We start from the raw sequence: 21951 nt of genomic DNA on the forward strand, positions 1-21951 counted from the left end.
CCCGCGCCGACCGGCATTTGCTAGAGTGCCTGCGCCTTTGCCCTTGCCTTCGCCATGGATCGCATCGCCGTATGTCCACTCCCCGCGCCGAACAGAAACAACAGACCCGCCTGGCCCTGATGGATGCCGCTCGGAGCCTGATGGACAGTGGTCGTGGCTTCGGCAGCCTGAGCCTGCGGGAAGTGGCGAAGACGGCGGGGATCGTGCCGGCGGGGTTCTACCGGCACTTCACGGACATGGATCAGCTTGGCCTGGCGCTGGTCGCCGATGTCGACGAGACCTTCCGCCAGACGCTGCGAGTGGTCCGACGCAACGAGTTCGAACTGGGCGGCGTGATCGAAGCCTCGGTGCGCATCTTCCTCGACGCGGTCAGCGCCAACCGCACCCAGTTCCTCTTCCTCGCCCGCGAGCAGTACGGCGGCTCGCTGCCGATCCGCCAGGCAGTGGGCGCCCTGCGCCAGCGCATCACCGACGACCTCGCCGCTGACCTCGCGCTGCTGAACAAGCTGCCGCACCTGCAGGCGCAGGATCTCGACGTGATCGCCGACCTGGTGGTGAAGACGGTATTCGCCACCCTCCCCGAGCTGATCGATCCGCCGGCCGACACGCTGCCGACGCACCTGTCGCCCGAGACCAAGGTCACCCAGCAGCTGCGCTTCATCATGATCGGCGCCAAGCACTGGACGGGGATCGGTTCGCGGCCCTGATCGCGACGCCCGCGACAACGACGTAGTGCGTACAACCGTTCGCGGTTGTACGCCGATTCACCGCAGCCCATCGTTCGTGCCAAGGCCAAGCACGGAGCGCTCTGCCGTCAGGGACAGAGGGCGTATGACGTCGAACGTTATACGCCCTGCATTTCTGGGTCCCCGCGCTCGCGGGGATGTCGTGTGTGGGGGCGAAGCATGACACCGTCGCCCCGCGAACGCGGGACAGCGCTTGCGCTGAACGCACTTCAGTGCGGCCCGAAGGGTGAGCGCAGCGAATAGTCCAAATAGACAGTCGCCCCTACGCAAGCAGGCCGTGCATCAGCCCTTGCGATGCACCGCAAACCCCGCCCACGCCTGGCTCACCGGCATCAGCTCCAGGGTATTGATATTGATGTGCGGTGGCTGGTTCATGATCCAGTGGATGGTCTCGGCGATGTCCACGGACTGGATCGGCTCAGCGCCGGCGTAGGTCTTGTCGTACTTCGCCTGGTCGCCGCCAAAGCGCACCAGGGAGAACTCGCTCTCGCACATGCCCGGTTCGAGGTTGGTGACGCGCACGCCGGTGCCCTGCAGGTCGCAGCGCAGGTTCAGGGAGAACTGTTCGACGAAGGCCTTGGTGGCGCCGTATACATGGCCGCCCGGATAGGGCCAGCGACCGGCCACCGAGCCGAGGTTGAGGATGCTCGCGCCCGGGCCATGGGCAATCAGGCGCGGCAGCAGCAGGCGGGTGGCATACATCAGGCCCTTGATGTTGGTATCCACCATGGTGTCCCAGTCGTCCAGGGAGCAGTCCTGGGCAGGATCGGCGCCCAAGGCGAGGCCGGCGTTGTTGATCAGGCCGCGCAGCTTGGCGAACTTCTCCGGCAGGCTGTCCACTGCGGCGGTCATCGCCGCGCGGTCGCGCACGTCGAGCACCAGCGGCAGCACGTCGGTTTGCGCGGAAAGCTCCTTGGCCAGCGCATTCAGGCGCTCCTCACGGCGGCCGGTGATCACCAGCGACCAGCCGTCACGGGCGAAACGCCGCGCACAGGCTTCGCCGAAGCCGGATGTGGCGCCGGTAATGAACAGGGTGGGAGTCGTCATCGCAGGGGTCCTCTTGTTACGTGCCTGGTGCTGGGCACCGCCGTCGCCGGTGCATGCCGGGGATTCGTGCGGTGCGCGTTCTTGTCGGTCAGCCGAGCATAACAGCCTGAATCCACCGCGTTGCGTTACAGCCGTGCTGGATAAAACCCGCACAGCTGCCTGAAAGCCCCATGGCTACAGGCCCGCCGCGAGTTGCGCCCACCTTGTCCACAGGCTGCTCCACGGTTTCTGTGGGCAAGCGCAACGGCGCCTTGCGCCTGGACGAATTTCGAGCGCCTCGCCACAGCCCGCGCAGGCCCTGCGCTGGAGAAGTTCTTCCCAAGGTTATCCACAAGTCTTTCAACGGCTGACGGGGACAACCTTCAGGCTCGCGGAACTTTTCGGCGAGGCCGTACCTGTCCATCCATACAGGGGTTGCGGGCTGATCGAACAGAATTCGACCGCCCGCGACGGCACCTGTGGGCATGCGGGTTGGAAGCGTTCTCCCAGATGTTATCCACAGGCCGGCCCACAGATTTTCTGGACAACCTCACTGCACCAGCAGACGTGCGGCAATCAGGTCTTCCAGTGCATAACCCACTGACTTGAACAGGGTGATCTCGCCGTCGTCCTTGCGCGCCCCCCGCCCTTGCAGCAGGTCGGACAACTGGCTGTGGATGGCGCTCTCGTCGATCGCGCCCTCCCGCATCGGAATCAGCAGATCACCCGCTTCCTCCAGCGCGCCTTCACGAGTATCGACGACGATGCGCGCGCGGCGCACGGCCTCGTTGTCGGTCTCGCGCATGGACGGCAGGAAGGCGCCGACCAGATCGAGGTGACAACCCGAGCGCAGCCAGGCGCCGTGCACGATGGGCTCACGCGAAGTGGTCACGCAGCTGATGCAGTCCGCCGCCGCGACGCCACCGCGCAGGTCGGGGCAGGCGTGCGCCGGGTAGCCTTCGTCCTGCAGGCGCTTCACCAGTGCGTGGACCTTGTCCTCGTGGCGGCCCCAGATGGCAATGTCTTCGTAATCGCGCACCGAGCAGTGGGCGCGCACCATGTGCGGCGCCAGGGTGCCGCTGCCGACGATCAGCAGCCGGCGCGCATCGCGGCGCACCAGGTAGTCAGCGGCCAGTGCCGAGGTGCTGGCGGTGCGTCGTGCGGTCAGTTCGGAGGCTTCGAGCATCGCCAGCGGGCGGCCGGTCTGACCATCGAACAGGCAGAACAGCGCGGCCACCGCCGGCAGGTTCTTTGCGCCGTTGCCGGGGAACACGGTGACCAGCTTGACGCCAATGTCCTGTCCCGGCCGCCACACCGGCATGGTCAGCAACGAGGCGTTTTCCGGCAGCGCGTGACAGCCGCGCACGGGCGCCTCGCACTCGCCGGCCAGGCCCTGGCGCAGCGCTTCGATCAGTTGTGGATAAGCCAGGCGTGCGGCGACGTCGGCGTTGGTGAGGAAGCGCAGGTCTTGCATGGGGACTCCAATGAAAGCCGGATCATCGGATCCCCGCGTTCGCGGGGAAGACGGCCCGCCCCGAGTGGGGTTCGGACCCGTCATTCCCGCGAACGCGGGAACCCAACCGAATGCTCAGTGCCCGCCCAGATAGGCGTTGCGAACCTCCTGGTTACCCAGCAGCTCCGTGCCGGTCCCGCTCAGGCGGATCTCGCCGTTGACCATCACGTAGCCGCGGTCCGAAAGCTTCAGCGCGTGGTTGGCGTTCTGCTCCACGAGGAACAGCGTCATCCCGCTCTGCGCCAGCTCGCGCAGGGTCTGGAAGATCTGCTTGACCACGATGGGCGCAAGGCCCAGCGAGGGCTCGTCGAGCAGCAGCAGCTTGGGCCGGCTCATCAGCGCGCGGGCGATGGCGAGCATCTGCTGCTCGCCGCCGGACATGGTCATGGCGCGCTGGTTGCGCCGCTCCTTGAGGCGCGGGAACAGGTCGAACATGCGCTCCATGTCCTCCTGGGCGTGGTCCATGCCGATGGGGATGGTGCCCATCAGCAGGTTCTCTTCCACCGTCATGTCGGGGAATACCCGGCGCCCTTCCGGCGACTGCGCGATGCCGTTGGAGGCCACGTAGTGCGCCGACTTGTGGCGGATGTCCTGGCCCTTGTAGAAGATTCCCCCCGAAGCCGCGCGCGGCTGGCCGAAGATCGACATCAGCAGCGTGGACTTGCCCGCACCGTTGGCGCCGATCAGCGCCACGGTTTCCCCCTCGTTGACGGTCAGCGAGACTTTCTTCAGCGCCTGGATCGGCCCGTAGAACACATCCACATCACGGAACTCCAACATCGGCGCCGTCATACCAGCTCCTCTTCATCCGCGCCAAGATAGGCGGCGATTACCTTGTCGTTGTGACGGATGTCCGCCGGGCCACCCCGAGCAATCACATCGCCGTGGTCGAGCACGATGATGTGGTCGGAGATGTTCATCACCATGCCCATGTCGTGCTCGATCAGCAGCACCGTGATGCCATGGTGATCACGCAGGTAGCGGATGATCCGCGACAGCGCCTGGGTCTCGGCCGGGTTGAGGCCGGCGGCCGGTTCGTCCAGGCAGATCAGTTCCGGGCGCGTGCACATGGCGCGGGCGATCTCCAGGCGGCGTTGCTGCCCATAGGACATCTCGCCGGCCAGGCGGTTGGCGCAGTCCACCAGATCCACCACTTCCAGCCAGTAGAAGGCGTGGTCCAGCGCCTCGCTTTCCGCGCGGCGGTAGCCGGGGGTGTTGAGCACGCCGGCGATGAGGTTGCGGTTGACGAACATGTGCTGGGCCACCAGCAGGTTCTCCACCACCGACATCTCGCGGAACAGCCGGATGTTCTGGAAGGTGCGCGCCAGCCCCGCGCGGTTCACCAGGTGGGTGCCGCCGAACATCTTGTAGTAGAGGCGGTTGCCGAACTGCGCCGGGTTGACGAAATCGCCACCCTGGAACGGCTGGCCGAGAATCTTGATGACATCCGTGGTGCCGCCCTGGGTGTTGAGCAGGATGTTGCCGCCGGTGGCCTTGTAGAAACCGGTGAGGCAGTTGAACACCGTGGTCTTGCCGGCGCCGTTGGGGCCGATCAGCGCGGTGATGGAGCCGCGCTCCACGTCGAGGTTGACGTCGTTGAGCGCCTTGATACCGCCGAAGTGCATCATCAGGTGCTCGACGCTGAGGATTTTGTCGGAGATCTTGTCGCTCATGGCGCCACCCCCTTGCGTACGGCAAAGCCGGTGCGGCTGATGCGGATCAGCCCGCGCGGGCGCCAGATCATCATCAGCACCATGAGGATGCCGAACAGCAGCACCCGGTAGTCGGCGAAGCTGCGCAGCAGTTCCGGCGCCACGGTGAGGACGAAGGCGGCGATCACCACGCCCACCGTCGAGCCCATCCCGCCGAGCACCACGATGGCGAGGATCAGCGCCGACTCGAAGAAGGTGAAGGACGACGGGTTGACGAAGCCCTGGTAGCTGGCGAAGAACACACCGGCGAGGCCGGCGGTGGAGGCACCGAGCATGAACGCCGAGAGCTTCACCAGCACGTGGTTCAGGCCCATGGCGCGGCAGGCGATCTCATCCTCGCGCAGCGCTTCCCAGGCGCGGCCCACCGGCATGCGGGTCAGCCGGTGCTTGATGTACAGCACCAGCAGCACCACCAGGAACAGCACCGCGTAGATGAACACGAACTTGAGGTTCTGGTTGTAGTCGATGCCGAGGAACTCGTGGATCGGCGTGCCGCCCTCCTTCGCCTTGCGGCCGAACTCCAGGCCGAAGATGGTTGGCGAGGGCACCTGCATGCCGTTCGGACCGCCGGTGAAGGACAGCCAGTTGTTAAGGATCAGGCGGATGATCTCGCCGAAGCCCAGGGTCACGATGGCCAGGTAGTCACCGTGCATCCGCAGCACCGGGAAGCCCAGCAGCGCACCGGCCATGGCGGCGGTGAGGGCCGCCAGAGGCAGCACCGTCCAGAAGCCCAGGCCGAGGTAGTGGTAACCCAGCGCCAGGCCGTAGGCGCCGATGGCGTAGAAGGCCACGTAGCCGAGGTCGAGCAGGCCGGCGAGGCCGACCACGATGTTCAGCCCCAGGCCCAGCAGCACGTAGATCAGCCCGAGGATGATCACGGTGAGCAAGTACTTGCTGGCGAAGAACGGGAAGATCACCGCGGCGACGATCAGCAGCGGGACGATCCAGCGCAGGCGCGTCTTGTAGCCCGGCTGCAGCACGCTGATGCCGGAGTCGGAGCTTTCGAAGCGCTCCATCACGCGCGCGCCGGCCGCGGTCTGCAGGTACAGGCTCAGCAGCAGGCGGCCGAGCATCACCGCACCGACCATCCAGGCCAGGCGAACCGGTTCGAGGTTGAAGCTGTAGCCATCGAGCACCACGCCGACGATGGGGCCGAACACCACCAGGGCGATCAGTCCGGCGAGCACGGTGTCGACGAGGCTCTTCTTGATATCGATGCGCGCGGTCTTCGGCGCGGCGGTGGACTGGGAAGCGGCCATCATGCTCACACCTTCGATACCTGGGGACGCCCCAGGAGCCCTTGCGGTCGGAAGATCAGGATGGTCACCAGCAGGCCGAAGGCGAACACATCCTTGAAGTCAGTGTTGATCATCCCGGAGAACTGCGCCTCGGCCACGCCAAGGATCAGCCCGCCGAGCATGGCCCCGGGCAGCGAGCCGATGCCGCCGAGCACGGCGGCGGTGAACGCCTTGATGCCGATGATGAAGCCTGCGTAGAAGTCGAAGGTGCCGTAGTTCATGGTGATCAGCACGCCGGCCAGCGCGGCCATGGCGGCACCGATGACGAACACGTAGGAGATCACCCGGTCGGTATTGATCCCCAGGATCGAGGCCATCTTGCGATCCTGCTGGGTGGCGCGGCACATGCGTCCGAGCTTGGTGTACTGGATCACGTAGGTCAGCACGGCCATGCCGACGAAGGCGGCGATGAGGATGAACACCTTGGTGTAGGTCAGCTGCACGAAGCCTTCACCGACGTGGAACTTCAGCGCACCGTCGAGCAGGGTCGGCACGCCTTGCTGGCGCGGGCCCTGGGACAGCTGCACATAGTTCTGCAGGATCAGCGACATGCCGATGGCAGAGATCAGCGGCGCCAGGCGCGTGGAGTTGCGCAGCGGCTTGTAGGCGATGCGTTCGATCACCCAGCCGTACAGGCCGGTGATGCAGATGGTGAAGACCAGCGTGCCGAGGATCAGCAGCGGGAAGGATTCGAGGCCGAAGAAGGTCAGCAGCGCCAGGGCAACCGCCGAGAGGTAGGCGGAGATCATGTACACCTCGCCGTGGGCGAAGTTGATCATGCCGATGATGCCGTAGACCATCGTGTAGCCGATGGCGATCAGGCCGTAGACCGACCCCAGGGTCAGCCCGTTGATCATTTGCTGAAGGAAAATACCGTCCACGATTGGGTACTCACACAGACAGGGCAGGGAAGGCGGGCGGCAAGCGGGCTGAACGGCTCGTGACCGTCGCCGGACAAGCGCCGACCTGCGGAGATGCCGGCAGCGCTCGTGGCGACGCCGGCAGATCGGACCGGGTACTCGGGAGCTGCCAGGGCGCGCACGCCACCGGCCGGCCCGCACAGGGGCTGGCCGGGGCGATGCGGACTCCAGGCAGCGTCCGGACGCTTACTTCTGTTTTTCCAACTGGTGGTATTTGCCCTTGTCGTCCCACTGGTAGACGACGTAGTCGGAGACCTTCAGGTCGCCCTTCTGGTCCCACTCCTTCTTGCCCATCACGGTTTGCACCGGGTTGGCATGCAGCCACTTGCTGGCCGCCTGGGGATCGTTCTTGCCGGCGCCGTTGAAGGCTGCGGCGAGCGCCTGTACCGAGGCGTAGGCGTAGAGGGTGTAGCCTTCCGGCTCGAAGCCATTGGCGCGGAACTTGTCCACCACGGCCTTGCCGTCCGGGATCAGGCGCGGGTCGGCGCCGAAGGTCATCAGGATGCCCTTGGTGTACTGCGGGCCGCCGGCGGTGGTGACCAGTTCGTCGGTGACGATGCCGTCGTCGGAGAAGAACACGGTGTTCAGGCCCTGCTCGCGCATCTGCCGTACCAGTGGGCCGGCTTCGGGGTGCAGGCCGCCGAAGAACACCACTTCCGCGCCAGAGGCACGGATCTTGGTGACCAGGGCGTTGAAGTCCTTCTCGCCACGGGTCAGGCCCTCGTAGAGGACTTCCTTGACACCCAGCTTGTTCAGTTGCGCCTTGGTCGCATCCGCCAGGCCCTGGCCGTAGGTGTCCTTGTCATGGATCACCGCGACCTTCTTGGCCTTCAGGACGTTGACGATGTAGTTGCCGGCGACGATGCCCTGCTGGTCGTCACGACCGCACATGCGGAACATGCCGGTCAGGCCGCGCTCGGTCACCTTCGGGTTGGTCGAGCCGGGGGTCATGGTGATGATGCCGGCCTCGTCGTATACCTCGGAGGCGGGAATGGTGTTGGACGAGCAGAAGTGGCCGACCACCGCGATGGCCTTGTCCTGGTCGACCAGGCGGTTGGCGACCGCTACGGCCTGCTTGGGTTCGCAGGCGTCATCCGCCTTTACCAGCTTGATCTTTTCCCCATTCACCCCGCCGGCGGCGTTGATCGCGTCTGCGGCCAAATTGGCTCCCCGCCAGTATTGCTCGCCGAACGAGGCGTTCGCCCCGGTGTGCGGTCCTGCGACCCCGATAACGACATCAGCCTCAACAAAGGAAGACACACCCAGTGCGGTGGTTACCGCCAGAGCCAGAAAGCCTTTTCTGAAAATCTTCTGCGACATGGAGTTTTGCTCCTGAGGGTTTTTGTAATGGCGCACGAACTAATGTTGGCGAGTTATCAACAGCAAGCGGCGTGCCATTCGTTTTTGTTATTAACCAAGTCCTACAGCAAAAACAGCCAGAGCTGGCAGGTATCAGTGCTAGACACGTGCAACCGACCGAAAGCAGAAGGTGCAACCATTCATTCAAAAAGGCGCAACCCTCTTTCCCATGGGCTGACCTATCCAGCCACCACAGGCGCAACCCCATCCGTAACCATCGCTGTCACCGAACTGCACATCCGCGGTGCAGACCCGTTGGGGTAACGCACCATAAGAGGCTAGACCAAAGTGCAGCGAGCGTTGGGACAGACGCGGCGGGAGGCCCCCGCCCACGCATCGCCGGGCTCAGATCACCACCCGCAGGCATTGCCCGGCGTGGTACAGCGAGAAACCTGCCTCGTACAGACAACTACGCAGGCCAGCGGCCGAAATCTCCTCCATCGGCCGTAGCGGCATCGGTAGGACACTGGCGTCGCCACCCAGCAGGAAGTCGGCGAAAGCCTTGCCCACCACCGTGCCGGTGGTGACGCCGCGGCCGTTGTAGCCGCTCATGGCGACCAGCCCCGGCGCCGGCTCGAACAGGCGCATGAGGTGATCGGGTGTGAAGTCGATGCAGCCGGTCCAGGTGAACTCCCACTCCACCTTGCCCAGCTTCGGGAAGTAGTGCTGCTGGATGCGGTCGGCCCAACTCTTGAGGAACCACTCTGGCTTGCCGGTGCCCTTGCCGAGGCTGCCAAGCAGCAGGCGCCCGTCGGCGTCGCGGCGGATGCTGCTGAGCACCTGACGGGTATCCCAGGACCCCTGCCCGCCCGGCAGGATGCGAGCGGCTTCGGCGCCCTCCAGCGGACGCGAGGCGACCTGGTAGTAGTAACCGGGGAAGAAGGTGCGACGCAGCTGCGTCCACTCGCCTTCGGTGTAGGCGCTGGAGGCGATCACCACCTGTTCGGCAGTCACCACGCCGCCCTGGGTGATCACGTTCCAGGCATTGCCCACGCGCACCAGGCCGACCACGGGGGAATGGTGGTACAGCTCGCCGCCGAGGCCGACCACCGCACGGGCCAGGCCGCTGACGTAGGCCATCGGGTTGAGCGTGCCGGCGCGGCGATCAAGCAGCGCCCCGGCGATCTTGTCGGTGCCGCAGGCTTCCTCGCACTGGGCGCCGGTCAGCAGCTCGACGGGCGCTCCGCGGCGGCCCCACTGTTCGCAGCGGCTGCGCAGGTCCGCCAGGCCACGGGCGTTGTGCGCCATGTGCAGGGTGCCTTCACGGCGCGCCTGGCAGGCGATGGCGTATTTGTCGATCAAGGAGAACACCAGGGATGGCGCGTTGCCGAGCATGCGGTTGACCCGCTGCCCGATCTCCGCGCCCATGCCCGCCTCGATCTCGTCCGGGGGAATCCACAGGCCGGCGTTGACCAGCCCGACGTTGCGCCCCGATCCACCATGCCCGGTGGTGTGGGCTTCCAGCACGCAGACTTTCTGGCCGCGCTCCAGCAGATGCAGCGCGGCGGACAGGCCGGTGAAGCCCGCGCCGATGACACACACGTCGACCTTGCGATCCCCGCGCAGCGTCGGAGCTTCCGGGCGTTCGGGGGTCAGGTATTCCCACAGGCACTCTTGGCGAAGCGACATCCAGCGATCCTTATTGGTGAATCTTGTGAATGACTCTGTACCGCGGCTTGTTCATTGGGTCCCCGCGTTCGCGGGGATGACCTCGGGAAGGCATTGCCTCTCCCCGTCATTTCCGCGAACGCGGAAACCCAGAAAACAACCTCAATCGAACACTATGCCCTGAGCCAGGGGCAATTCCCGCGAATAGTTCACGGTGTTGGTCTGCCGGCGCATATAGCCCTTCCAGGCGTCGGAACCGGACTCGCGGCCGCCGCCGGTTTCCTTCTCACCACCGAAGGCGCCGCCGATCTCTGCGCCGCTGGGGCCGATGTTGACGTTGGCGATGCCGCAGTCGCTGCCCACCGCCGAGATGAAGGCTTCCGCCTCGCGCAGGTCGGTGGTGAAGATGCAGGACGACAGTCCCTGGGGCACGCCGTTGTTCAGAACCACCGCGTCGTTGAATTCCTTGTAGGGCACCACATAGAGGATCGGCGCGAAGGTCTCGCTACGCACCACGTCGCTCTGCTCGGGCATCTCGACGATGGCCGGCGACACGTAATAGGCGTTGGGGAATTTGTCGGCCAGCTGGCGCTCGCCGCCGAACACCACGCCACCCTCGCCGCGCGCCTGCTCCAGGGCGCCCTGCATGGCCAGGAAGCTGCGCTCGTCGATCAGCGGGCCGACCAGGTTGCCTTCCAGCGGATGACCGATGCGCACCTTGGCGTAAGCCGTCTTCAGGCGGCTTACGAACTCGTCCTTCACCGACTCGTGGGCGATCAGCCGGCGCAGGGTGGTGCAGCGCTGCCCGGCGGTACCGACGGCGCTGAACAACACGGCGCGCACGGCCATGTCCAGATCGGCGCTGGGCGCCAGGATCATCGCATTGTTGCCGCCCAGCTCGAGGATGCTGCGACCGAAACGGGCCGCCACACGCGGGCCGACTTCGCGGCCCATGCGGGTGCTGCCGGTGGCGCTGACCAGGGCGACGCGCGCGTCGTCCACCAGTGCCTCGCCGGCGCTGCGATCACCGATCACCACTTGGCTGAGATGGGCCGGGGCGTCACCGAACTTGCTCAGCGCACGCTCGAACAGCGCCTGGCAGGCCAGCGCGGTGAGCGGGGTCTTCTCCGAGGGTTTCCACACCACCGAGTTGCCGCAGACCAGCGCCAGCGCGGTGTTCCACGACCACACGGCGACCGGGAAGTTGAAGGCGCTTATCACGCCGACCACGCCCAGCGGGTGCCAGGCTTCGCGCATGTGGTGGCCGGGGCGCTCGGAGGCGATGGTCAGGCCGTAGAGCTGGCGCGACAGGCCGACGGCGAAGTCGCAGATATCGATCATCTCCTGCACTTCGCCCAGGCCCTCCTGGGTGATCTTGCCGGCCTCCCAGGACACCAGCTCGCCCAGTGCCGCCTTGCTCGCCCGCAGCTCCTCGCCGAACAGGCGCACCAGCTCGCCGCGACGCGGCGCCGGCACCTTGCGCCAGGCGTCGAAGGCATGGGCGGCGCGGCCGATCTTCTGCTCCACCTCGGCGGCGCTTTCCAGGCGCACCGCGCCCAGGCGGCTGCCGTCGATGGGAGAATGGATGACCTGATCGCCACCGGTGACCAGGCGGGTGTCGACGCCGAGGGATTCGAGCAGTGCGGAAATCATGCGGACTCCTGATTGGGTTCAGAACCAGTTGGAATGCCAGCAGTAATAAACGGCTTGCCTGGGCACAACAAACGACGTTTCCTATGCACATCATTCCGTAAATTCATGAACTGCCCGCCATGCTGAGCAAACGCCACCTGCCGTCCATGACCGCCCTGCAATGCTTCGAGGCCGTGGCCCGTCACCTGAGTTTTACCCGCGCCTCGGAAGAGCTGAATCTGACCCAGAGCGCCGTCAGCAAGCAGGTGGCGCAACTGGAGGAAATGCTCCAGCACCTGCTGTTCCGCCGTGTGCGCCGGCGCCTGCAACTGACGCCAGCGGGCGAGTTGTACCTGGTGGAGGTACGCAAGATCCTCACCCAGGTGGAGATGTCCACCCATTACCTGCTGTCCTACGGCGGCGAGACCGAGGTCCTGCGCGTGGCGACCCCGCCGACCTTCGGCGCACGCTGGCTGATCCCGCGCCTTAATGGCTGGCGCCACCGCCACCCGAACATCCATCTGGACCTGCGCCAGGAACTGGAGCCCAGCGACCTGTTGCAATCGCGCTGCGACATCGCCTTCTTCTTCGGCGCCGGCCCCCTGCCCGGCGCGGAATGCGTACCGCTGTTCGGCGAGGAGATGGTGCCGGTGTGCTCGCCGGCGATCCTGCCTGAGAAGCCCCTGAGCGATCCGACCCAGCTGGCCGAATTGGTCCTGCTGCAGAACGCTACCCGCCAGGAGGCCTGGCACGAGTGGTTCCTCAGCCTGGGCAGGCACAGCGAACACAGCTACCACGGCCCGCGCTTCGACACCTTCTACATGTGCATCCGCGCAGCCCAGGCCGGCTGCGGCGTGGCGCTGCTGCCGCGCTTCCTGGTGGAGGAGGAACTGAACGAGGGCAAGCTGGTGATCGCCTGGGAGCACGGCCTGGCCAGTCGCAGCGGGTATTACCTGGCGTACCCCGAGCACGCAGCGGCGGTGCCCAAAGTGCGGGCCTTCGTGGAATGGATCCAGGCCCGCGTGGAGACGCCCTGATTGGCGCAATTGACCATCGACCCAGCGCCGCAGTCGCTGGTATTTTTCCTGCATTCCAACAGGCATCGGCCTGTCACCGTCCGGATCGAGGTACATCCATGAAAGCCACCCAGCAAGCCATCGCGACCGAGCTGAACGTCCAGCCGCCGTTCAAGGGCCCGGACGACGTCCAGGCGGAAATCCAGCGCCGCGTGCGCTTTATCCAGGATTGCCTGAAGGGCTCGGGAATGAAGACCCTGGTGCTGGGCATCAGCGGCGGTGTCGACTCGCTCACCGCCGGCATGCTCTGCCAGCGCGCGGTGGAAAGCCTGCGTGCCGAGACGGGCAACCAGGACTACCGCTTCCTCGCCGTGCGCCTGCCCTACAACGTGCAGGGCGACGAGCAGGACGCCCAGGATTCGGTGGACGTCATCGCCCCGGACGAGCGCCACACCGTGAACATCGGCCCGTCGGTGCAGGCACTGGCCGCGCAGACCCAGGCGCTGGAAGGCCTGCCGCCGGGCACCCGTGACTTTGCCCTGGGCAACACCAAGGCACGCATCCGTATGGTCGCCCAGTACACCATCGCCAACGCCCGCCAGGGGCTCGTCGTCGGCACCGACCACGCGGCCGAGGCGGTGATGGGCTTCTTCACCAAGTTCGGTGACGGCGCCTGCGACCTCGCCCCGCTCACCGGCCTGGTGAAGAACCAGGTACGCAGCATCGCCCGCACCCTCGGCGCGCCGGAAAACCTGGTGGAAAAAGTGCCCACCGCCGACCTCGAAGACCTCGCACCCGGCAAACCGGACGAGCATTCCCACGGCGTGACCTACAAGGAAATCGACGCCTTCCTGCACGGCCAGGAGGTCAGCCAGGAAGCCTTCGACATCATCGTCCGCACCTTCGAGAAGACCCGCCACAAGCGCGCGCTGCCGACCACGCCGTGATCGGCCAATGGCGCGGGAGGCCATCCTCCCGCGCCCGCCTCCTGGCTGCCGGCTCCGCCGGACAAGGGTTCAGCGCGCAGGAATGACGTAGCGCCAGATGGCGATGAAGTGCAGCAGGCTGCCGGCGATCACGAACAGATGCCAGATGCCATGCCAGTGGCGGAAGCGGCTGTCGTAGGCGAAGAAGATGATGCCGACGGTGTAGAAGGCGCCGCCGCCCACCAGCCAGGCGAAGCCGGCACCGCCCAGGGCGCGATACAGCGGGCCGACAGCGATCAGCACGATCCAGCCCATCACCGCGTAGATGATGATCGACAGCACCCGCGCCTCGGAACGCGGCTTGATCTCCTGCAGCATGCCGATCACCGCCATGCTCCAGACGATGCCGAACAGCGTCCAGCCCCAGGCGCCCTTGAGCGTCACCAGGCAGAACGGCGTGTAGCTGCCGGCGATCAGCAGATAGATCGACAGGTGGTCGAGCTTGCGCAGGATGACCTTCGCCCGCCCGCGCACGCTGTGGTACAGCGTGGAGATGCTGTAAAGCATCGTCAGCGTGGTGCCATACACCGCCACGCTGACGATACGCAGCGGCTCACCGAGCAGGCTGGTGGCAACCAGCAGCCAGATACCGCCGACCAGCGCCGCCACGGCGCCGATCAGATGAGTCCAGGCATTGAAGCGCTCACCGTGATACATGGCATCCCCCCAACTGCGAATTCGACTAGAGACACCCTATCCTCGTTGCATGAAATAAAAAGCCCGACCTTGCGTCGGGCTCTTCGTTTTGCTGGATTTTCGAACCTGGCCGAGTTCGGGATCACTTCAGGGTCAGGGTGCCCTTCATCATGGCCGAGTGACCCGGGAAGGAGCAGAAGAAGGCATATTCATCGCCCGCCTTGAGCTTGGACACGTCGAAGGTCACCGAGTCCTTCTCGCCGGAGCCGATGATCTTGGTGTGGGCGATCACGCGGGTATCGCCATCCTTGAGGTAGTTCTTGTCCAGGCCAGCGGCCATGCCGTCGGTCACCACGCCCTGCATATCGGCGGCGGTGGTCAGCACCCAGTTATGGCCCATGACGTTCTTCGGCAGGCTGCCGGGGTGGGACAGGTTGACGGTGAAGGTCTTGCAGCTCTTGTCGACGCTGATGGCATTGGTGCTGAACTGCATCTGGTCGGTGCCCTGGATGTCCACGGAGCATTCGGCGGCCAGCAGCGGAGCACTGAACAGGCCGAGCAGGGATACAGCAGCGAGTTTACGGAACATACAAGCCTCCTAGGCAGGTTGGGCGGGGATACCTGAAGAGGAGACTGCCCGATGAACGGTCTAGTCCCCCTGATCCAGGTCAACAACGCGCGGGCGAATAGCCACGGCGCAAGCCTCGAAATGTCTATCAGCCTCATCCAAATCATCAACGAGGCAGATCAGCGCACCCCGTCTAGCATAGACCCCACACCCCGGCACCACAGGAGTCCGCGCCGTGAAACTTCATCCCCTGTTACAAACCCTGCTCGCCAGCTACGCACTGGCCGCCAGTGCGGGGGGCGGTCAACACGACTGACGCTCGCCGCGCAAGTCTTGGTCGCGCCCGCAACAGCCGTTACCCTGACAGCCTTGATCAGTGTGGGAGCTTTCCATGTCCTTGCGTTCCATCTGCGTATTCTGCGGCGCCAGCCCCGGCGCCACTCCGATCTACCAGGAAGCCGCCGAAGCCCTCGGCCGCCACCTGGCCGAACGTGGTATCCGCCTGGTCTACGGCGGCGGCGCGGTCGGCCTGATGGGAATGGTCGCCGATGCCGCGCTGGCTGCGGGCGGAGAAGTCATCGGTATCATTCCGCAGAGCCTGAAAGAGGCGGAAATCGGCCACAAGGGCCTGACACGCCTGGAAGTGGTGGACGGCATGCATGCCCGCAAGGCGCGCATGGCCGAACTGAGCGACGCCTTCATCGCCCTGCCCGGTGGCCTGGGTACGCTGGAAGAGCTGTTCGAGGTCTGGACCTGGGGCCAGCTCGGTTACCACGGCAAGCCGCTGGGGCTGCTGGAAGTGAACGGTTTCTACGAACCGCTGCTAACCTTCCTCGACCATCTGGTGCAGGAGCGCTTCGTCCGCCCGCAGCACCGCGAGATGCTCCAGCGCGCCAGCTCGCCAGCCGAGTTGATCGACGCCCTGCTGGCCTGGACGCCCTCCGCGGCGCCCAAGTGGGTGGATCGCAAACCGACCTGAGCCGCCCCTCAGCGCCAGCAATCGGCCGCGTCGCCCGCTGCCGATTGCTGCTCTCCCAGGGTATTCAGGCTCAGTGCGCCGCAACTCAGGTCCTGCCCCTGAGTACCCTGCGGCGTGGCTGTTAGCCGATAGCCGCCGTCCGCCTCCGCTCCAGGTTCCACCGTGAGCAGGTACCTGCCGCTGGCGGAGCCCGCCCCCATTGCCGTCACACGCGGCAATCCCAGCTTGGCGAGCTCCCCGGTCGCCACGATGTAACTGTTGTTCTGGGCGAAGTAGCGCGCCTCCCGTGCAGCCGCGTCGAGTAATAGCGCCTGGCCCTCGGTCCGACCGGTACGCACGACATACTGCTGATAATTGGGGTAGGTGATCGCCGCCAGAATGGCAGCGATGGCAAGCACCATCATGAGTTCGACGAGGGTGACGCCCGTTTCCAAGGTCCTGCTCATTTCCCGGTCTCCGGCATCTGTGTCCAGGTCTGCCGGCCGCTGAGTTCGCCGAGCGCAAGCTTGAGTTGCTTGCCGCCGACGTCGAACAGCGAATCGCCGCTGAAGGTCACGCCTCCCGCCGCAACCGGAACGCTGCTGGGAAGCGTACCGCTCACCCGGTCCTGGTCATCCACCTTGCCGTCGCCGTTCAGGTCGAACACCGGGAACGGCGTCGCCCCTCCGGTGCCCGCGCCAATCACCAGGACATTGCCCTCCAATCCAGGTGAGCAGGGGTCGGCATTGGGCGTCACCGTGACAACCTGAAGCAGATTCCCACGCACCTTGGGCGCAGCGATGACGCGCTCACCTCGCAAGCGGCCGCCGACCTGCAGGTCCAGTACCCAGCCGGAGTCGCGCGTCCAGTCGATAGGCCTCTGGCTTACCTTGCGGCTTCCCGCCAGGTTCTCGGTCTCGAGGGTCTGCGCCAGCAGATCGTCGCGGCTGAGATGCGCGGTCGCCCTGGCTGCAGCGCCGTCTGTCTGGCGATCCCAGATGCCATAGACCGATTGCAGCGCGTCGGAGACCTTGTCACTGGCCGAGAAATAACGCCCCGTGCCGAAATGGACCATCAGCCCCTTGCCGGAGGGATGCCTCATGAAAGCTGGCGCGGCGGTAATCGCCTGGCCGGTCGCGTGATACAGCGGCTTGTTGCCGAAGGAGACGGCGAAACGCGAGGCGCTCACGGCAGATGTCGAACTCAGGGCGTCGTCTGCCCCCGCATCGATCAGGTCGAACCGCCACAGATTGCCGCGCAGATCGCCCGCGTAGGCATAGTCGGCAATGCCATCGCCATTCACATCCGCCGCATTGACCGCCGAAAGCCCATTGGCCCCGCTCTCCGACGTCGTTAGTTTGGCCAACTGGCGCCCATCGGCGACGTCGAGCAGGAGCAGGCTGGCCTTCCCGTCTCTGCCACCGTAGCCATTACCCAGCAGCACCGCCCATTGGCCGCTGTGAAGGCGCGCGATTACCGGCGCCGAGAGCGTGTAGCCCAACTCGGGATCATCCTGCACCGTGAACTCCCACAGCAACGAAACGGCATTGGGGTCACTGATATCCAGGGCAAAGATGCCGCGTCCTCCGGCGCCCAGCGTCCCGACCAGAATCCGGTGCCAGCCGTGGTTGAAATACACATCGGATACGGCAGGCGGCCCATCCACGAAATAGTGGTGATGCCCCGCTTCGCTGACGTATTGGCGTTCGGTGAGCCGCAGGAGATTGGGAATGACCGGGGTCGGAATATAGGCGAAGGTTTCAGCGCCGGTCTTGGCATTGAAGGCGTGCAGCATGCCGTCGTTGGCCCCGACATAGACCTGGTCGTCCCGCAGCGCCTGCGCCGTAGCGAATGCCCGATAGCTGCCATTGCCGCCGTCCAGACGCTCGGCAATGCCAACCAGCAGGCCTGCCTTGCTGCCCGGGACAGGCGTCGAATTGACGATGTCGCCAATCAGCGTCGCGCGCTTGCGATAGATATCCTCGTGCCGGGTGTCGCCCTTGATGAAGTCCACGCGGGAGGCATCCAGATTCTCCTGCAGGGCTGCGCCGGCAAAGCTGCGACCCGCCAGTTGCTCGAAGGTGAAGTCCTGCAACCCCGTCCCGGAAGCATTGGCCATCAGGATTTTTCGCTCGCTCCACCGCGGCAGCTGCTCGCTGGCTGTCCACTGCAGCCTCGAAGTGGCTGGGCTGCCCGCCCTGGGCACCACGCGCTTGAGCAGATCACCACTCCAGGTGCCGGTTTCAAACTGCGTGCTGTAGAGCTCGAACTCCTCCCCACCGAGTGTCGGCTGCACGACGACGGGGGCGGTGATGGTGGTGTGGCTTTGCAGGATCGGCTCGAGCGCTCGGGACAGCTGCGCCTTCAAGCGAGCCGCATCGGTCACCTGGAAGTAATTGTCCGGGATGCCGGACTGGTGCGAGTCCCACTCACCATCGACCGGCAAGGGTGACCGCCGCGCATCGAACCCACCCCACTTGGCGGCGTACCAGAGAGGATTCCGCAGAGGAGTGAGTTGATTTCTCCTGTCGGGGACGAGGGTGCGGGCCGAGCTGTTGGCCTCCAATTTAGGACATTTACTGCCGGGTGATTTGCACGCGCCTGGCCAGTGCCCCGGTGGAGTATCGGACGGATCGCTCAGCGTGTCGGCACCCGATACCTCGAGATAGAGGCCATCGCGCGTAGTCCCGGCCATGCTGTACCCCAGGTGCAATGCCCGGCCAGCGCCGACTGGAGCCGCGCTCAGGGTGACACTCAACGTGTTGTCCGCATTGACCTTGGCGCTGTACAACACGATGGCGTCACCCTCGAACGCCACGCGCAGCAGTACCTGCGGGCGCCCGCCATTCACCTGTGCGGACACCTTCTGCCCCGGCAGGTTGTGCATCGACTGCACGAAGTAGGCACTCACTTGCGCCGGCACTGCGGGCCCGCCCGGCGTTATGACCCTGCCGAAAGGAATCAGGGTAACCATGCCGTCCCCTACCGGTATTCGGATTCCAGGCAGGGGTGAAGAGAGAGCAAGGACCATCGTCCTGACCGGCAGGCCTGTGGTGGTGATGGGATTCAGATTGCCGTAGTACGCGACACTGGCGGCGTTGTAGGTCCCTTCCTTGGTCGGTTCTTCAGGTAATCCGCGCAGGCTGCCGAAGCTGCTCGCCAACTTGGCCGTCGGCGCGGCATCGGTGGCGCCGCTACTGACTTCGCCAATGGCGACGCGCCTTGCACCACTCCCGATCTCATGATCCCAGAGGGTTCTGCCCAGCACGGAAACATCCAACTGGGCCAAGCTGCCGCTGACCTGGCCAGACGAGCCAAAGGGACTCCCCGGAAGCTGAGAGTCGAAACTCGGGCTCGCATCGCTGACCACCGTGAGCAAAGGCGGCGAACAACGATGGGCAAAACTCGATCCGTAGGGGTCGCCCCAGTTCATACCCTCCTCCGCAGAACGGTAGGCGGCGGCGTGGCTCGCAGCACCACTGAAGTAGCGCAGCGCATCGAGCATGATCCCACCCAATGGATTTGCTTCGCCCGGGCAGGTGCTGCTGTTCGTCGAAGTGCAGATTGCAGGGCTCTGAACAGGCAAGGCGTCGAGGCTGGCGATGAGCGCCTGCTTGGCATGGGCTCCGCCCTTCCCTTTCACACCGAAGATTCCGCTGTTCGCGTCGACCTCTCCCGCAAAAGAACTGATGGCCTTGCGCAACAGGCCACTGGGTTGCTCGCCCACACCCGAGCCCATCATCAAACCGAAGTACATCTGCTCGTCTTCGCCGTACTCCTGCAGCAATCCCACCGGCTTGTAGTGCTTGCTGGGATACTGCTTGCAGTTGCCCTCCAGCAGCCCCGGCACACACACTCGGACTCTCACGACGAAGTCGATCGGGGCGATGTTCCGTGCCTGTGCTCCCTCAGCCCCTGCACGCGCTGGCCAGTCCCAGACGTGCAGATCGGCCACATCAGGCAGAACGCTGAGGTAGGTCGCGCCGCTGGCCAAGACGCTGCCATTGGTGAACAAGGTACGACGCGCTCCGGCGGGTGCGGAGAAGGGCGTGTAGTCCGCGAGATCGAATCCGGCGTCAGCGAAACCGGCATACTCCTGAGTCCAGGCAAGGTCGCCCTGGGGGATGAACGAGCGCTCCAGCACCGTCTCGTCCTCGGTGTCCGTCGAGCGATAGCCGCCATAGAGGACCTTGCGCATAGCGTCGGCTCGCGATGCGGTCAGGTAGTTGAGAAAGTCCCCACTCCAGCGCCCGGAGCTGCTTCTGCAAACCTTGTTGCCGGTGAACGCAACCGGCACGAACATCTGATCATCACTTGCATACCGATAGCACTTTCCCGAGTCGAAATAGCCGTAATGAGTGGTAGCCGGATCGTACCGATGGCCTGGAACTCCATCGCCGATCCTGTCGCTGGCATCGTTGTGGGCGGGAAGAAACAGCTTCCGATCCCAACCCACTACCAGGAGGTTCAGGGGCGGCATGGAGGGACTGACGAACAGCGGAATCTGCGCCGGCTCCACTCCCGTCGCCTGGATCGTCTCCACCATTGCGGAAGCGTCCGGCACGGCATGGCCCAGCAGCCCTGCCAACAGCAGAATTCCGTATCGATGCATATTCATCGGCAGCCTCCCTGCTCAATCATCATGGTGTTTGGCATACACCGAGCGGAGCTTCAGGCTGCCCTGGCCGGCGCAATCGCCGGCACAGCTGTTGACCTCATAGAGAAAGGTCCCGCCCTTGCCGCCGGCCGTGCATTCCGTGCTGACGCAGTCGGCAGCGCCCCCGATCAGCGCCACATACCATTTGACGGTTCCGCCTTCCGAGCCTGATGGACCAGCGTCCATGGCGACCTCGTCACCTGGCGCAAAGCGCGGAGCGCCATAGCCGCCGCTGTGCGCAGCATCGAGGTAGGGCATGCACATCTGCTGGCTGCACGTCAGCGCCTGCGCATTGAGCGTCGCGGCCGGGTAGGAGCCCACACGCACCTCGGTGCGGCGAAGCCCCGCTTCGGCATCATTGAACAATCGCTGCTGCACGGCCACGTGACCGGTGATGCGCGATTCGATCACAGCATTTCTGACCCCGGACAAGGCCAGCATCGTCATGATCAGCAAGAGAATCAGCGCGACGAACAACGAGGCCCCGCGCTGGGAGAACCGATCATCCGGGCGCCTCATGGCATGAGATTCCTCAGCATCACGGTACCCTGGCTGACCTGATACAACTGACCGGCATCGCCCGAAACCGTGGCGGCCCCCGCGCCGGTCAACAACGTCCAGTCGGCGACAGCCGTTGCCTTGCCGACGGCATCACGAAGCTGCTTCCCGCTGCTGCGCAGCAACGTCTTGTAGCCAACTCCGACCACAGTCTGCCCGTCGCCAGGTGCGCCGCTGACGTGCCGCGCCAGCGCCCTGGGTTGCGTGCTGCTGGCTACCGCCACCTGGAAGACCAGATCAACCAGCCCATCCACCAGCGCCTCATCCCCCTGGGCACTGGCGCAGCGCAAATCACCGCTACTGCCCAGGTATATCTTCTCGACGAAAACCAAGTGGGTGCCGGTATACGGTTCGGCCAGCTCCGCAACATTGGGAGCCCGGTTTCCCAGGCAGTCGCGATCCGACCTGTCGCGTGGCTGATAGCGAATGCAGATCGCCGACCGCCCCACATACTGCACAGCCTGGCCCGGCGCAAAGCTGCAACCTTTGACGATACCGCCGGAGGCCTCACCGAATGCTGCGTCCATATCCTGTGTGGCAGGGCTTCTTCGATAGCCGGCCTTGCTCAGTTCCTGTTGCAGGAACAACGACACCAAGCGTCGGCTCTCCTGGTTCTGCAACTGTCCCTGCTGAAAGAGATTGGTGCGCTGGCTGTCCAGGTAGACCTGGGTGATCCCCAGGATCAGAAAGCTGCTCAATGCGAGCGCAATCATCAATTCAACCAGGGACAATCCACCCTGATGGTCCGCGCCGTCCAT

General features: G+C 65.0%; 19 protein-coding genes. 4 read left to right on the plus strand and 15 right to left on the minus strand.

Annotation, left to right across the window (positions count from 1 at the left end; all coding sequences use genetic code 11):
- Positions 1-71: 71 nt before the first annotated feature.
- Entirely contained in the window at positions 72-707 is a 636-nt protein-coding gene (locus GA645_RS25195; RefSeq protein WP_152226529.1) for a TetR family transcriptional regulator, read from the plus strand.
- A 321-nt stretch (positions 708-1028) separates the two neighbouring features.
- Here the strand turns inward: GA645_RS25195 and GA645_RS25200 are convergent, their stop codons facing one another.
- From GA645_RS25200 to GA645_RS25240, 9 genes are all read right to left on the minus strand, one after another.
- Positions 1029-1793, minus strand: coding sequence for an SDR family oxidoreductase (locus GA645_RS25200; RefSeq protein ID WP_152226531.1), 765 nt, complete (start codon positions 1791-1793; stop codon positions 1029-1031).
- A 529-nt stretch (positions 1794-2322) separates the two neighbouring features.
- The gene (locus tag GA645_RS25205; protein WP_152226533.1) at positions 2323-3246 is read right to left on the minus strand and encodes an ornithine cyclodeaminase family protein; all 924 of its coding nucleotides are present in this window, start codon (positions 3244-3246) and stop codon (positions 2323-2325) included.
- 114 nt (positions 3247-3360) lie between these two features.
- Complete coding sequence (locus GA645_RS25210; RefSeq protein ID WP_152226535.1) at positions 3361-4077, minus strand: ABC transporter ATP-binding protein; 717 nt, start codon at positions 4075-4077, stop codon at positions 3361-3363.
- Positions 4074-4946 carry an ATP-binding cassette domain-containing protein gene (locus GA645_RS25215; protein ID WP_152228313.1) on the minus strand — a complete coding sequence of 291 codons (873 nt, stop codon included), beginning with the start codon at positions 4944-4946 and terminating at the stop codon, positions 4074-4076. Before GA645_RS25215 ends, GA645_RS25210 begins: the two co-directional genes overlap by 4 nt.
- 8 nt (positions 4947-4954) lie before the next feature.
- Positions 4955-6256 (minus strand): high-affinity branched-chain amino acid ABC transporter permease LivM, encoded by a 1302-nt coding sequence (gene livM / locus GA645_RS25220; RefSeq protein WP_152228315.1) that lies wholly within the window; start codon positions 6254-6256, stop codon positions 4955-4957.
- A 5-nt stretch (positions 6257-6261) separates the two neighbouring features.
- Positions 6262-7176, minus strand: coding sequence for a branched-chain amino acid ABC transporter permease LivH (locus tag GA645_RS25225; RefSeq protein ID WP_152226536.1), 915 nt, complete (start codon positions 7174-7176; stop codon positions 6262-6264).
- 225 nt (positions 7177-7401) lie between these two features.
- Complete coding sequence (locus tag GA645_RS25230) at positions 7402-8535, minus strand: branched-chain amino acid ABC transporter substrate-binding protein (protein WP_152226538.1); 1134 nt, start codon at positions 8533-8535, stop codon at positions 7402-7404.
- A 384-nt stretch (positions 8536-8919) separates the two neighbouring features.
- Entirely contained in the window at positions 8920-10203 is a 1284-nt protein-coding gene (locus GA645_RS25235) for an FAD-binding oxidoreductase (RefSeq protein ID WP_152226540.1), read from the minus strand.
- A 141-nt stretch (positions 10204-10344) separates the two neighbouring features.
- Positions 10345-11835 carry an aldehyde dehydrogenase family protein gene (locus tag GA645_RS25240; RefSeq protein ID WP_152226542.1) on the minus strand — a complete coding sequence of 497 codons (1491 nt, stop codon included), beginning with the start codon at positions 11833-11835 and terminating at the stop codon, positions 10345-10347.
- Between the two features lie 119 nt (positions 11836-11954).
- Between GA645_RS25240 and GA645_RS25245 the strand changes: the two genes are divergently transcribed.
- Together GA645_RS25245 and nadE are read left to right on the plus strand one after the other, a co-directional pair.
- Positions 11955-12851 (plus strand): LysR family transcriptional regulator, encoded by an 897-nt coding sequence (locus GA645_RS25245; protein ID WP_152226544.1) that lies wholly within the window; start codon positions 11955-11957, stop codon positions 12849-12851.
- A 98-nt stretch (positions 12852-12949) separates the two neighbouring features.
- Positions 12950-13777, plus strand: a complete 828-nt coding sequence (gene nadE / locus GA645_RS25250; RefSeq protein ID WP_152226545.1) for an ammonia-dependent NAD(+) synthetase — start codon at positions 12950-12952, stop codon at positions 13775-13777.
- Positions 13778-13846: 69 nt separating this feature from the next.
- Here nadE and GA645_RS25255 read toward each other — a convergent pair whose 3' ends face one another.
- Together GA645_RS25255 and azu are read right to left on the minus strand one after the other, a co-directional pair.
- On the minus strand, positions 13847-14473 hold the full coding sequence (locus GA645_RS25255; RefSeq protein ID WP_152226547.1) for a hemolysin III family protein: 627 nt from the start codon (positions 14471-14473) through the stop codon (positions 13847-13849).
- A gap of 121 nt (positions 14474-14594) precedes the next feature.
- Positions 14595-15041: an azurin gene (azu, locus tag GA645_RS25260; protein ID WP_152226549.1), complete on the minus strand. Its 447-nt coding sequence runs from the start codon at positions 15039-15041 to the stop codon at positions 14595-14597.
- A 370-nt stretch (positions 15042-15411) separates the two neighbouring features.
- On the opposite strand from azu, the gene GA645_RS25265 reads away from it, so the two are divergent.
- Positions 15412-15999 (plus strand): TIGR00730 family Rossman fold protein, encoded by a 588-nt coding sequence (locus GA645_RS25265; RefSeq protein ID WP_152226551.1) that lies wholly within the window; start codon positions 15412-15414, stop codon positions 15997-15999.
- Between the two features lie 8 nt (positions 16000-16007).
- Here GA645_RS25265 and GA645_RS25270 read toward each other — a convergent pair whose 3' ends face one another.
- Genes GA645_RS25270 through GA645_RS25285 form a run of 4 tightly spaced genes read right to left on the minus strand, consistent with a single transcriptional unit; the run spans position 16008 to position 21951 of the window.
- Positions 16008-16445, minus strand: a complete 438-nt coding sequence (locus GA645_RS25270) for a type IV pilin protein (RefSeq protein ID WP_152226553.1) — start codon at positions 16443-16445, stop codon at positions 16008-16010.
- Positions 16442-20596 carry a pilus assembly protein gene (locus GA645_RS25275; RefSeq protein WP_152226555.1) on the minus strand — a complete coding sequence of 1385 codons (4155 nt, stop codon included), beginning with the start codon at positions 20594-20596 and terminating at the stop codon, positions 16442-16444. The genes GA645_RS25270 and GA645_RS25275 overlap by 4 nt, the downstream gene beginning before the upstream one ends.
- 15 nt (positions 20597-20611) lie before the next feature.
- Entirely contained in the window at positions 20612-21154 is a 543-nt protein-coding gene (locus GA645_RS25280; protein WP_152226557.1) for a PilX N-terminal domain-containing pilus assembly protein, read from the minus strand.
- Complete coding sequence (locus tag GA645_RS25285) at positions 21151-21951, minus strand: PilW family protein (RefSeq protein ID WP_152226559.1); 801 nt, start codon at positions 21949-21951, stop codon at positions 21151-21153. Before GA645_RS25285 ends, GA645_RS25280 begins: the two co-directional genes overlap by 4 nt.

This window comes from Pseudomonas sp. SCB32, from assembly GCF_009189165.1.
GTDB lineage: Bacteria > Pseudomonadota > Gammaproteobacteria > Pseudomonadales > Pseudomonadaceae > Pseudomonas.

Coding starts and splice junctions, on each gene's coding strand:
- GA645_RS25195 (WP_152226529.1), top strand. CDS start 72: ATGTCCACTCCCCGCGCCGAACAGAAACAACAGACCCGCCTGGCCCTG.
- GA645_RS25200 (WP_152226531.1), bottom strand. CDS start 1,793: ATGACGACTCCCACCCTGTTCATTACCGGCGCCACATCCGGCTTCGGC.
- GA645_RS25205 (WP_152226533.1), bottom strand. CDS start 3,246: ATGCAAGACCTGCGCTTCCTCACCAACGCCGACGTCGCCGCACGCCTG.
- GA645_RS25210 (WP_152226535.1), bottom strand. CDS start 4,077: ATGACGGCGCCGATGTTGGAGTTCCGTGATGTGGATGTGTTCTACGGG.
- livM (WP_152228315.1), bottom strand. CDS start 6,256: ATGGCCGCTTCCCAGTCCACCGCCGCGCCGAAGACCGCGCGCATCGAT.
- GA645_RS25230 (WP_152226538.1), bottom strand. CDS start 8,535: ATGTCGCAGAAGATTTTCAGAAAAGGCTTTCTGGCTCTGGCGGTAACC.
- GA645_RS25235 (WP_152226540.1), bottom strand. CDS start 10,203: ATGTCGCTTCGCCAAGAGTGCCTGTGGGAATACCTGACCCCCGAACGC.
- GA645_RS25240 (WP_152226542.1), bottom strand. CDS start 11,835: ATGATTTCCGCACTGCTCGAATCCCTCGGCGTCGACACCCGCCTGGTC.
- GA645_RS25245 (WP_152226544.1), top strand. CDS start 11,955: ATGCTGAGCAAACGCCACCTGCCGTCCATGACCGCCCTGCAATGCTTC.
- nadE (WP_152226545.1), top strand. CDS start 12,950: ATGAAAGCCACCCAGCAAGCCATCGCGACCGAGCTGAACGTCCAGCCG.
- GA645_RS25255 (WP_152226547.1), bottom strand. CDS start 14,473: ATGTATCACGGTGAGCGCTTCAATGCCTGGACTCATCTGATCGGCGCC.
- azu (WP_152226549.1), bottom strand. CDS start 15,041: ATGTTCCGTAAACTCGCTGCTGTATCCCTGCTCGGCCTGTTCAGTGCT.
- GA645_RS25265 (WP_152226551.1), top strand. CDS start 15,412: ATGTCCTTGCGTTCCATCTGCGTATTCTGCGGCGCCAGCCCCGGCGCC.
- GA645_RS25270 (WP_152226553.1), bottom strand. CDS start 16,445: ATGAGCAGGACCTTGGAAACGGGCGTCACCCTCGTCGAACTCATGATG.
- GA645_RS25275 (WP_152226555.1), bottom strand. CDS start 20,596: ATGAATATGCATCGATACGGAATTCTGCTGTTGGCAGGGCTGCTGGGC.
- GA645_RS25280 (WP_152226557.1), bottom strand. CDS start 21,154: ATGAGGCGCCCGGATGATCGGTTCTCCCAGCGCGGGGCCTCGTTGTTC.
- GA645_RS25285 (WP_152226559.1), bottom strand. CDS start 21,951: ATGGACGGCGCGGACCATCAGGGTGGATTGTCCCTGGTTGAATTGATG.